Annotated in this window: 12 protein-coding genes; 4 read left to right on the forward strand and 8 right to left on the reverse strand. The window is 65.8% G+C overall.

The annotated features are described in order from the left end of the window. Window positions 1–94 precede the first annotated feature (94 nt). Together ACZZ0O_RS02195 and ACZZ0O_RS02200 are read left to right on the forward strand one after the other, a co-directional pair. Window positions 95–655 (forward strand): DUF1415 domain-containing protein, encoded by a 561-nt coding sequence (locus tag ACZZ0O_RS02195; RefSeq protein WP_055847951.1) that lies wholly within the window; start codon window positions 95–97, stop codon window positions 653–655. A gap of 187 nt (window positions 656–842) precedes the next feature. After that, complete coding sequence (locus ACZZ0O_RS02200; RefSeq protein ID WP_463592094.1) at window positions 843–1,649, forward strand: SDR family oxidoreductase; 807 nt, start codon at window positions 843–845, stop codon at window positions 1,647–1,649. 465 nt (window positions 1,650–2,114) lie between these two features. On the opposite strand, the gene ACZZ0O_RS02205 is transcribed toward ACZZ0O_RS02200, so the two are convergent. From ACZZ0O_RS02205 to ACZZ0O_RS02215, 3 genes are read right to left on the reverse strand one after another with little or no spacing between them, the layout of a single operon-like run. Next, window positions 2,115–2,795, reverse strand: coding sequence for an HAD family hydrolase (locus ACZZ0O_RS02205; protein ID WP_463592095.1), 681 nt, complete (start codon window positions 2,793–2,795; stop codon window positions 2,115–2,117). Next, window positions 2,792–3,505, reverse strand: a complete 714-nt coding sequence (locus tag ACZZ0O_RS02210) for a pseudouridine synthase (protein ID WP_323516718.1) — start codon at window positions 3,503–3,505, stop codon at window positions 2,792–2,794. The genes ACZZ0O_RS02205 and ACZZ0O_RS02210 overlap by 4 nt, the downstream gene beginning before the upstream one ends. Next, the gene (locus ACZZ0O_RS02215) at window positions 3,502–4,569 is read right to left on the reverse strand and encodes a class I SAM-dependent methyltransferase (protein WP_055847941.1); all 1,068 of its coding nucleotides are present in this window, start codon (window positions 4,567–4,569) and stop codon (window positions 3,502–3,504) included. The genes ACZZ0O_RS02210 and ACZZ0O_RS02215 overlap by 4 nt, the downstream gene beginning before the upstream one ends. A gap of 212 nt (window positions 4,570–4,781) precedes the next feature. On the opposite strand from ACZZ0O_RS02215, the gene ACZZ0O_RS02220 reads away from it, so the two are divergent. Beyond that, window positions 4,782–5,042 (forward strand): hypothetical protein, encoded by a 261-nt coding sequence (locus ACZZ0O_RS02220; protein ID WP_115513966.1) that lies wholly within the window; start codon window positions 4,782–4,784, stop codon window positions 5,040–5,042. Window positions 5,043–5,857: 815 nt separating this feature from the next. Here ACZZ0O_RS02220 and ACZZ0O_RS02225 read toward each other — a convergent pair. The 5 genes from ACZZ0O_RS02225 to ACZZ0O_RS02245 all read right to left on the reverse strand — a co-directional run bounded on the left by ACZZ0O_RS02225 (window position 5,858) and on the right by ACZZ0O_RS02245 (window position 10,670). Beyond that, entirely contained in the window at window positions 5,858–7,195 is a 1,338-nt protein-coding gene (locus ACZZ0O_RS02225; protein WP_115513967.1) for a PQQ-dependent sugar dehydrogenase, read from the reverse strand. A gap of 88 nt (window positions 7,196–7,283) precedes the next feature. Next, the gene (locus ACZZ0O_RS02230; RefSeq protein WP_463592096.1) at window positions 7,284–7,592 is read right to left on the reverse strand and encodes a DUF3247 family protein; all 309 of its coding nucleotides are present in this window, start codon (window positions 7,590–7,592) and stop codon (window positions 7,284–7,286) included. 197 nt (window positions 7,593–7,789) lie between these two features. Next, entirely contained in the window at window positions 7,790–9,823 is a 2,034-nt protein-coding gene (locus ACZZ0O_RS02235) for a PAS domain-containing hybrid sensor histidine kinase/response regulator (protein WP_055847933.1), read from the reverse strand. A gap of 123 nt (window positions 9,824–9,946) precedes the next feature. Further along, window positions 9,947–10,237 (reverse strand): hypothetical protein, encoded by a 291-nt coding sequence (locus ACZZ0O_RS02240; protein ID WP_055847930.1) that lies wholly within the window; start codon window positions 10,235–10,237, stop codon window positions 9,947–9,949. Beyond that, the gene (locus ACZZ0O_RS02245) at window positions 10,224–10,670 is read right to left on the reverse strand and encodes a hypothetical protein (protein WP_161961691.1); all 447 of its coding nucleotides are present in this window, start codon (window positions 10,668–10,670) and stop codon (window positions 10,224–10,226) included. Before ACZZ0O_RS02245 ends, ACZZ0O_RS02240 begins: the two co-directional genes overlap by 14 nt. Window positions 10,671–10,918: 248 nt before the next feature. On the opposite strand from ACZZ0O_RS02245, the gene ACZZ0O_RS02250 reads away from it, so the two are divergent. Then, on the forward strand, window positions 10,919–11,494 hold the full coding sequence (locus ACZZ0O_RS02250; protein ID WP_463592097.1) for a DUF3016 domain-containing protein: 576 nt from the start codon (window positions 10,919–10,921) through the stop codon (window positions 11,492–11,494). Window positions 11,495–11,515: the final 21 nt, after the last annotated feature.

Raw genomic sequence — 11,515 nt, forward strand, 5'->3', positions numbered from 1 at the left:
GGTTGCGTCTGTTGCGTGATCGCTGGTGAATCGGCCCGGGCGGCCGCTTCGGCAGCGATCGCATACACTGACGCGCCATCACGCTGCCGCCACGATGACCACCACGCCTGCCACGCCCGATCCGTTGACCGCTACCCGCACGTGGATCGAACGCGCGGTGATCGGGCTGAACCTGTGTCCGTTCGCCAAGGCGGTGTACGTCAAGGAACAGGTGCGGCTGGTGCTCAGCGATGCTAGTACGCCCGAGGCGCTGCTGGAACAATTGGCCGAAGAACTGGTCCTGTTGCGCGACACGCCGGCCGAGCAGATCGACACCACCCTGATCGTGCATCCGGACGTGCTCACCGACTTCCTGGATTACAACGACTTCCTCGACAATGCCGACGCGGCGGTGGAAGCGCTGGACCTGCAAGGCATCCTGCAGGTGGCCAGCTTCCACCCCGACTATCAATTTGCAGGCGCCGCGCTGGACGATGTGGCCAACTTCACCAACCGCTCGCCCTTCCCGACCTTGCACCTGCTGCGCGAAGACAGCGTGGAGCGTGCGGTGGCGGCGTACCCGGATCCGGACGTGATTGTCGAACGCAATATCCAGACGCTGGAACGGCTGGGCCGCGCGGGCTGGGAACGCGTGTTGAACGGCGCCCAACACTGAGCCTGCGCCCTGCCGCGCGCCAATGCGTGCAGCAGGGGCCGAACGCCGGCACCGTGCGACGGTGGCAATCCGTTGAAATGCACCTGAAAAGCGCGGTCGCGTCGCTGCCGTAGGCGTCGCCGGTGTTGCTGCAGCACTGACATGCCGCGCGCTACAGTGCCGCACCCTTTCGTTATGCGCGCACGCCATGGCCCTGATTCCCGCTGTTTCCGCATGGAACCCGTCGCCGCTGCAGGACCGCGTGGTGGTGATCACCGGTGGCGCGCAAGGGATTGGACGCGGCATTGCGCAGGCCGTGCTCGGTGCCGGCGGCAGCGTGGTGATCGGCGATCTGGACGCCGCTGCCGGAAAGGCCTGTCTGCAGGATTGGGCGCTGCCGCAACGCAGTGCATTCGTGCGTTGCGATGCGGCGCGCGAGACGCAGGCCGCACGCCTGATCGCCACGGCGCGCAAGCGCTTCGGCCGACTCGATGGTCTGGTCAATAACGCCGGCGTACCGGACCCGCACGTTGCGCCATTGCCGCAGCTGGAATGGGATGACTGGAACCGGCGCCTGGCAAGCCTGCATGGCGCGTTTTTATGCAGCAAACATGCCTTGCCCGCACTGACGCAGGCAGATGGCGGTGGTGCGATCGTCAACATCGCCTCCACCCGCGCCTGGCAGTCGGAGCCGCATAGCGAAGCCTATGCGGCGGCCAAAGGTGGCCTGGTCGCGTTGACCCACGCATTGGCACTGAGCGAAGGCCCGCAGGTGCGCGTCAACAGCATCAGTCCGGGGTGGATCAGCACCGATGCCTGGCGTGCACCGCAGCGTCGTCGTGCGCCCAAACTGTCGCGACGCGACCATGCGCAGCATCCGGCCGGACGTGTGGGCACGCCGGAAGACATCGTGCAGCTGGCGGTGTACCTGCTGTCGCCGCAACTATCCGGGTTTGTCACCGGGCAGGACTTCATCGTCGATGGCGGCATGTCGCGCAAGATGCAGTACGTGTGACGGCGTGCTGCTCTGATGCGATTTGAGTGATGTGCTTTGCAGCGCGCTGCTGCGACGCGGGGACACGCGTGCTTGCCGGTCTGTGGTGTTCGTCATGCACGACATCGACGTTGGGATCGGTGAGGCGGAAGCTAGGAGATCGGCGCGCGCGTCGTGCATCCGCAGCTGCGCTTTGGGCGTTGTCCATGCGTGGTGTGGTGTGGGTCGATTTGCTCGCACCCTCACCCCAACCCCCGCTCCGCGCCCCAGCCCGCGTTTGCAACGCGTGCGCTCCTAGGCACGCGCGCCAGTGGCGCGCAAAACGTGCCTTCTCGCCCCGACGGAAGAGGGGCTTTGATGGTTGCGCACGCATCGCGCGCACGTGGTGGACTGATCGCCAGCGCGTGCTGCAGCGCCCGTCATTTGGGCGCTGCGTTCCAGACGCTTTTTCGGAGACTTTTTCGGACGCTCATCCACACCCGCTGATCAACCCGACAGTCGCGCTTCCAGCAGGCGCTGCGCATCGCCCAGCGAGGGCACGATGCGATGGCCCAACGCGCGCACGTCCGCATCGGGTTCGAGCAGGTCCGGGATCTGGATCGGGGTCATGCCCGCCGCCAATGCAGCGCGCACGCCGGTCGGCGAGTCTTCCAGCACCAGGCAGTGTGCAGGCTCCACGCCCAGCGACTGCGCTGCCAGCAGGTAGATATCCGGCGCCGGCTTGGGATGCTGCACATCGCTGGCGGTGCACACCGCATCGAAGCGCCACAGCAGATCGGCCGCTTTGAGCTTGCGCAACGCAAGCGGACGCTGCGTGGAGGTCGCCACCGCACGTGGCATGCCGAGCGCAGCCAGATACTCCAGCAGCGCAATGATGCCGGGCCGATGCGGGATGCCGCGTTCCGCGACGGCGTCGTAGAGCAGTTGGGCGCGCGCCAGCATGCGTTCGGCAGCGGCGTCGCCGACGCGTTCGCCAAGCAGACGGCGGCAGGCCACATCGCCGGTACCGACCATCTGCAACCAGAACGTCGGTTCGATTGTCAGCCCTTGCGCATCGGCCGCCTGCGCCAGACAGGCAGTGATGGCGCGCTCGCTATCGAGCATCAAACCATCCATATCGAAGATCACCGCCTGCGGGCGAAACGGCAGCGGCGTGGCCGCCGTCATGCAGTCGCTCCGCGCCCGAACAGCACCTCCAGATCGCTTGCCTCCAAGGCACGCCATTGGCCCGATGGCAGCGCGTCCAGCGACAAGCCGCCGATGCGGCTGCGATGCAATGCCGCCACGTGATTGCCGGCGGCGGCGAACATGCGGCGCACCTGGTGATAGCGGCCCTCGTGCAAGGTCAGGCGTGCCTGGCGCGCGCCAAGCACCTCAAGCTCGGCGGGAAGCAATGGCTTGGTTTCGCCTTCCAGCAGCAGCTCGCCGCTGGCAAACAGCGCCGCTTCATCGCCGCGTAGGTCTTCGGCCAGGCTGACCTCGTAGACCTTGTCCAGTGCGGATTTGGGCGAAATGATCCGGTGCAGCAACGCGCCATCGTCGGTCATCAGCAGCATGCCGCTGGTCTCGCGATCCAGCCGCCCCACCGGCGCCAATACTGGCGCACGCGAGCGAAAACGCAGGGGCAGTAGCTCGTAGATCAACCGGCCGGTGTCCTTGGTCGAGCAGGTGTAACCGCTGGGCTTGTGCAGCAACAGGCTAAAACCCGGCGGCGGGTCCAACGGCTCGCCGTCGATACGGATGGCGTCGTGCTCCACCTGATCGTCGGCATACAGCACCTCGCCCTGCACATCGGTCACGGCGCCCTGGCGAAACAGCTGAGTCACCTGCTTGCGGCTGCCATAGCCGAGATTGGCGATGTGTTTGACCAGCTTCATGCGCGTGCCGCCTTGCCGCGCACGGCAGCGATCAACTTGAAGCCGCCGCGCTCGGCGGCGACGCGTACCTGGCCGAAGCTTTCGTTGAGCACCTGCTCGTAAGGCAGATGCCGGTTGGCCACCAGCAGCAGCTGCCCGCCCGGGCGCAATGCCTGCGCGGCCACGGCGATGAAACGCTGGCCAATATCCGGGCGATCGGCGCGCGAGGGCGTGTGGAATGGCGGGTTGCTGACGATGAAGTCGTACTGCGCCGCCAGCCCGGCGGTGACGTCCTGCCAGAGGTACTGCAGCTGCGCCGGATGCGCGATGTCCTGCAGATTGCGTCGCGCCAGCGCGAGCGCACGCGCTTCGGCTTCGTACAGATCCAGCGCAGTGACCTTGGCGCAGCGGGCCAGTACTTCGGCCGAGAGATACCCGAACCCCGCACCCAGGTCGGCACCGTGCCCGGCCAGGGTGGCGGGCAGGTGCTCGACCAGCAACGCCGACGCAGGATCGATGCGATCCCAGGCGAACACACCCGGTCGACTGACGAAGCGTCCATCCAGAATCTTGCGCGGCGCATCCAGCGCCGCCCAGCGCGCCTGCAGCGCGGCATCGGTGTCGGCGGGCAGCGGCGCGGTCCAATAGGTGCGGCAATGGTGCTTGGTCAGGCTGCCGGCCAGACCGGCGAGCTGGCGCAGATCGGCCTCGCCCGAACGCGCGCCCTCGTTGTTGGACTGGCACGCCACCACCCGGCCACCGGGCGCGGTCAGCGCCAGCGCGCGCGCAAACAACGCGCGCGCTTCTTCGCGCTGCCGCGGTGGCAGCACCAGCACCAGCGCGTAGCGGGTGCTGTCGGCCTCGATCTCGCTCTCTTCGCGCACGCTCCAGCCACTGCCCTCCAGCGCCTGCGCAAACGGGCGGAAACTCTGCTCGCAGGTCAGCGCATCGGCGGACGCGTGCTCGCGCAGCGGAAAGCCGTCGCGCGCACGCAGAAACAGCACAGGGCCTGTCGGCCACGGCAGCGCGCCTTGGGCGAAGGGCAGGAACAGGGCTTGAAGCGGGGCATCGTGCGGGCCAGCCATCGGATCATCAGGTCGGGAACAGGCCGCCATTGTAAGGGAGCCCCGCCTGCCGCCCGTGCTCGCCACGCGATCCGTGCTTGCCATGCGCTGACGCGGGTCGTCCATTGCGTGACCTGCGAACGGATTGCCTTGCGCTGTTTATACGGACCGTTGATGCGCACGCAACATCTGCCGGCCTAGGCTGGAAGCCAAGCCCACACCGGAGATACGCGATGCGAGCCCTGTTCGTAGGTGGAGTCGTCGACAACAGCGAAATGGACCTGGACGACACGCCGCCACCCATGCATTACCCCGAAAACACCGGCGCCGGCCGCCCCCGTTACCGCCTGCATCAGGTCGGTGAGCGCGACGATGGCAGCGTGGCCTACGCGGTCTACGGCGCGCCAGAAATGGCCGACGCCGACGTCATCCGCATCACCGAAGAGCGCGGCTACGCACGCCGTTTCAGTGCATCGCCAGAGGCACCACGCTGAGCATGGTTCTTTGTGCAGATGAGTGAACTGCGTGCGGAGCGTACTGGTATCAGATACGTGCGGTATCAGATAACGGTTCGGCTAGCCGCATCTTGTTGAAATCTGGCTAGCGGCTGCTCGTCGATACGCGCATAAGAGCTTGGCTAGAAAGGCATGGATGCGTTGGCTGTCCTGCTTCCATTGACGATGTGGTGCCCACGTTTCATGCCACGGCATCTACGCTACATCGCTATGGTGCCCGCGCCGCATGTCCACCAATAACCGGGCAAATGCCCGGTTTTTCTGGCAGCCCTTGTTGCGACCACCAATGTCTCCTGGTCGCCAAACACGGCTGCATAGATCGAATTGGCGCGTCCGCAGCTTGGGCGCCTCCCAGGACATCGGCGATAGACCAAAGCCCCTTCCCTTCGCAGGAAAGGTTTTGGAATAGGAGTGCGGGGCGAAGCCCAGTACGCAGCAAGTCTACGAGGCTGTGCGCGTACCCTCATCCGCCCTGCGGGCACCTTCTCCCGCCGGGAGAAGGAATAAAGCCCCTCTCCCCTCGGGAGAGGGGTTGGGATGAGGGTACGGGGCGAAGCCACGCTATGCAGCATGTCCACGAGGCTGCGCGCGTACCCTCATCCGCCCTCCGGGCACCTTCTCCCGAGGGGAGAAGGGACAAAAGCCCCTCTCCCCTCGGGAGAGGGGTTGGGGTGAGGGTACTGGGCGCAGCCACACTGCACTGCACGTCCATGAAGCTTCGCGCGTACCCTCATCCGCCCCTGCGGGCACCTTCTCCCGGCGGGAGAAGGAATAAAGCCTGCGAACGCCCTCGCTTACCGCGCCTTCGGCGTCACACGCCAGATCACGTTGCCCACGTCATCGGCCACTAGCAAGGCACCGCTGTTGTCGGGTGCAACGCCCACCGGGCGTCCTTGCGCGTTGCCTTCGGCGTCCAGAAATCCATCCAGCACGGTGATCGGCGTCCCGCTGGGCTTGCCATCGACAAACGGCACGAACAGCACCTTGTAACCACTCGGCGGGTCGCGATTCCACGAGCCGTGCTGGCCGATAAAAGCACCCTGGCGAAAACGCTCCGGCAGCAAACTGCCGCTGGCGAAGGTCAGGCCAAGCGAAGCGGTATGCGGGCCCAGCGCGTAGTCCGGTTTGATCGCCTTGGCCACCAATTCGGCATTTTGCGGTTCGACCCGCTCATCCACGTGCTGACCGTAGTAGCTGTATGGCCAGCCGTAGAAGCCGCCATCGCGCACCGAGGTCAGGTAGTCCGGGACCAGATCGCTGCCGATTTCGTCGCGTTCGTTGACCACCACCCACAGCGATTTGCTCTGCGGTTCCCACGCGGTGCCCACCGGATTGCGCAGCCCGCTGGCGAACACGCGGCTGCTGCCGGTGGCCGGATCGATCTCCAGGATCGCCGCGCGGTTAAGCTCGGCCTCCATGCCGTTTTCGGCCACATTGCTGTTGGACCCGACGCCCACGTAGAGCTTGCTGCCATCGGCGTTGGCTAGCAGCGATTTGGTCCAATGGTGGTTGAGCCCGCCAGGCAGATTGGCCACGAACGTGGGCTTGGCGCTGATGTGCGTGTCGCCCGGCTTGTACGGAAAGCTCACCAGCGCGTCGGCATTGGCCACGTAGAAGCGGTCACCGACCAGCGCCATGCCGAACGGCGAGAACAGCCCGCTGATGAACTGCGTGCGCACCTCCGCCACGCCGTCGCCATCGGCATCGCGCAGCAAGGTGATGCGGTTGGCGCTGGGCACCACGGCGCCAGCTTTCTTCATCACTGCGCCCTGCACTTTCTTGCGCAGACCACCGCCGCTTTCGGCATCCTCAGGCTTGGGCGGTTCGGCGGTTTCGGCCACCAGCACATCGCCATTGGGCAGCACGTACACCCAACGCGGGTGATCGAGATCGCGCGCAAAGGCATTGACCTGCAGATCGTCGGCGGCCATGGGTTTGGCGTTGGCGGCCCAGCGCTTGACCGGGGCTACCTTCACCGTGGGGATCAGGCGTTTGACCGGCTCGGGCAATTGCGGGTCAGGCCCGGTCCCCTGTTCGATGGCCAGCGTGGCGGTGTCGCCGCATCCGGCGAGAACGGCAACCGCCAGCAGCGACAGCGGCCAGCGAATGAGCGGGAGCAGGGGTGCATGCATTGCGAGCCAATCCTGAACAGTTGCGACAGTCGGCCATCATGCCGGCAACCGCCCAGGAAGAAGTAAATACATCGTCAACACGCCCGCGTCACGGCATGACCTCTGGATCTTCGCCCAGTGGCAGCGGGTGCACGGCCACGATGCGATCCATCCAGATCCAGTGCGGCTCCTGCGAGGCATCGAGCTGATCCAGCCGCAACTGCCCGTTGACGCCTTCGTTGTCGTTGTCATCGAGATAGGTCTGGATGGTCGGGCGCACTGCGACGGTGCCGCTGAGCATGCTGCCGTCGTCGAGCTCGATCCGCACACGCTCCTGTCCGTTGAGCAATGAGACCCAATGTTCGAGCGTGGCGATTTGCACGTGTTCGGAATACACGTGCGGGGCGTATTTGGACATCGCGATGTCTCCCAGAGCGGAGCGCATCACGCTAGGCCATCGTGCGTGAACGATGCAGCAAACGCTGCACCTGTTTTTGCCTGACGTGTGCACCGCGCATGCATGGGCGGCGATCTCACGCAGTCCACTCCCAAACCGAGCGACCGGTGCCTGTGGCGACACATTCAGCTGCTCGCGACGTTGCCGCCGCGCCGTCATTACTCCACCGCTTCGCGCGCCGCACGGACCGCGGTGACCAGCTGCGCCACGCTATACGGCTTGGCCAAGTGTTCCTGAAACCCGGAGTCCAGCGCGCGCTTGCGATCGTCGTCGCGGGCCAGTGCCGTCACCGCGACCGCCGGCAATGCATGGGCATCCAGGCCCAGGTTATCGCGCACGGTGCGGATCAATCCGTAGCCGTCCATGCCAGGCATGCCGATGTCGGTCAGCATCACGTCGAAGCGTGCGTGGCCGCGGTGATCGATCAATGCCAATGCATCGGTGGCGCTGCCGGCAGTGACCACTTCGGCACCCTGCTCTTCAAGCAGGCGACGCAGGTAATCGAGCATGTCCGGTTGATCTTCCACCGCCAGCAGGCGCAGGCCGTTGAGCGCACGCGCTTCGACGATCTGTTCGGACATCAGGCGCCGACGCAACTCGCGGCGCGGGCGCTTGGCCTGATCGGGAATATGCTCGGGCAGACGCACCGTAAAGGTGGCGCCCTTGCCACGCCCGCCACTGGTGGCGCCGACCTGCCCACCGTGCATTTCCACCAGCTGCTGCACGATCGCCAGACCCAGCCCCAGGCCGCCGTGCTGGCGGGTGGTGGTGCCATCGGCCTGACGGAAGCGGCCGAACAGGTGCGGCAGGAACTCGGCCGCGATGCCGTCGCCGGAATCACGCACAGAGACCAGCAGGTGCCCGTCGTCGCGTTCGATGGTGACATCGATGCGGCCGTGCGCCGGGGTGAATTTGATGGCGTTGGAGAGCAGATTCCACAACACCTGCTGCAAGCGGGTGGCATCGCCCAGCACCAGACACGGTGTCGGCGGCACATGCAGTTCCATGACCTGATCTTTGCCGTCGGCGGCAAGTTCCTGCGTGCTCAGCGCCTCGCGCACCTGCTCGGCCAGGTCCAGCGATTCGACTTCCAGCTGCACCTTGCCCAGCAACATGCTGCTGAGGTCGAGCATGTCCGAGATCAGCCGCTTCTGCGCGCGTGCGCTGCTGGCAATCACCGACAGGCCCTTGTAATTGGGATGTCCTTCTTCGACCCGCTGCAACAGCAACTCGCTCCAGCCCAGGATGGTGGTCAGCGGCGTGCGCAACTCATGCGACAGCGTGGCCAGGAACTCGTCCTTCAGCCGCGCCATGCTTTCGGCTTCGTTACGCGCACTGCGCTCCGATTCCAGCAGTTGCTCGCGGGCCAGTTCGATTTCGCGCTGCTCGGTCACGTCCGGGCTGCTGCCGGCCAGGCCGATGAAGCGCCCATCGGCCGAGTAGCGCGGTGTGGCGGTCATTTCGATCCAGCGCCACTGCCCGTCGTGGCGGCGCGCACGTACCAGCGCGCGCAAGCCGCGCTGTTCTTCCAGCGCAGCGGAGAGCTCGAACTGGAAGACGGGCAGATCGTCCGGGTGCAGCAATTCGCTCCATGCCGACACGGTGCCGCTGGAAATATCCAGGCCGAAGAATTCGCCGTACGCACTATTGACGAAGCGCACCACGCCCTGCGCGTCTAGTACCCACACCGGCATCGGCAGGCCGTCCGCCAGCGCGGAAAAACGCGCCTCGCTTTCGGCCAGCTCGCGCTCCACGCGTTTGCGCTCGGTAATGTCCATGAACAGCACCGCGACCCGCGCCTGCTCCGGTTGACCGACCCGGAACGCGTCCACCGAATACCAGCGGCGCAGCGCTTTGGCCTGCATTTCGAAGTGAATGCGGTTGCCGGTGCGGGCGACCTGGCCGTAACGGTCGAACCATTCCTGCTCATGCTCGGGGAGCATGTCGCGAATGGACACATTGAGCGCATCGGACAGACCGGTATAGCGCTCGAACGCGCCGTTGGTCGTGCGGATCACGTAATCGACCGCCTGCTCGCCCTCGAACACCATGTCGATGACGCAGAAACCGGCATCGATGTTGTGGAAGATCTCGTGATACATCGCCGGATCGAGAAACGGCTCGGCGATGACGGCCGGCAAGGCGGCGGCCAGATCAGGGCTGGAACTGGAGGTGCTCAAATCGGAAACCACGGATGCTGCCGGAGCGGATGACGGGCAGATGAAACCACGGCCGATGTCGTCAGCGGGTGCACAGGGGGCCGGCCTGGTTCACGCCGCCATTGCAGGGCGCCATTCCGCCACCGTGTCGCGGGCTCACCACAGCGTGGCCGCGGCCAGGGCGATGCAGGTCGCCAGCACCACGATGCCGGCGATCACCCCGCGAAATACCCATTCGCCTTCGCGGCGCAGCTGCTCGTCCATCCAGCGTTGCGCTTCCTCGCGCCAGGCGGTGGAGCGTGCGTAGTCGGCATCCAGCAACAGCAGCCTCACCCGCGACAGCCCCAGTTCTGCGCACTCACCACGGCAGCGCTGGCTGAAGCCGTCGTCGCCCGTTGCCACCTGCGCCCCGAGCGGCAGTTCCAGTTCCAATTCATGCCTGGACATAACGCGGGCGCTCCTGATCTAGCTCGTTTTCCAGCGCCATGCGCGCCAGCTGGGTGTAATTGGCACGCGGCCCTTGCCCACGGCCGGTGAGCATTCCCTGGTAATCCAGGTCCTGCCAGATCCGCGCGGTCCACTCGACACAGTCCTCGGCGATCACCAGCATCAGCGAGTAGCGATAGGTCAGACCCGTCGCGGCGGTGTAGGCGTACACCGGCGGAAACTGCACTGCCACATCGACCTGACGTGCCAGCCCGGCCAAGTGCTCGCGCAACGCATCGCGCGGGTCGGTACCGGGTTCCATGTGCAAGGCGCGCGTGGCCAGGTCCAGGTCCACCTCGCTTTGCAGGGCGACGAAGGCGGCGGCCCCGGTGGCGGGGTTGTGGCCGTGCTGTTTTGCCCAGTCGATGAACTGCAGGCGCACGTCCGCCGGCATATGCGCCGGCGCCGAAGAAACTGACTTTGTGCGAAAAGAGTGGGTGTCCATGCGAGCGATCTTCCGGCCTATGCCGTGAAGCGCGGGCGCAGGCGCAGTGAACTCGCCGTCATGGTCGCTGCGGTGCGGATTAACCGGGCGGCAACGCAAGACGCCCCCGCGCGCAGCGTGCGTTGCGGGCGGCCTGGTGCAGCCCCACACTGCATTGACACCTGGTACGCAACGTACCTTCCGCTTGGAGGCTTTCCATGAACCTTTCCAGTGTTTCCGGCGCCGGCCTGTTGCTGGCAGGACTGCTCGCGGCGACCGGTGTGCAGGCCCGCGTACGCAACGTCACCGACCCGCAGGCGCCACGTGCGCTGAGCAGCGATGGCAAGGTGGACGTGCGCTGGACCGACCCGGCCGACTTCTCCGAAGTGCGCTTCAGCGGCAACCGCTGGGAAGCGCAGCGCGGCGATTGGGTAACCCAGCTGGCGACCCATTTCCAGCAGAGTGCCGCCCGCAAGCTCCCCGACGGCCAGCACCTGAGCGTGACCATCACCGACATCCGCCGCGCCGGCCAGTACGAGCCCTGGCACGGGCCGCGCATGCAGGACGTGCGTGTTGTAAAGGACATCTACCCGCCGCGCCTGAGCTTTACCTATACGCTGACCGGTGCCAACGGCCAGGTGATCGACCAGGGCGAACGCAAGCTGGTGGACTCGGCGTTTTTGATGAGCGGCCCGCGCCTGACCGACAGCGACCCGCTGCGCTTCGAGAAAGCGATGGTCGACGACTGGGTACGCAAGCAGTTCCGCGGCGATCGCAGTACGGCTGGATTGTGAGCTGACGCTTCGAGCCCCTCT

It is taken from the genome of Xanthomonas sp. AC360 (assembly GCF_979258225.1).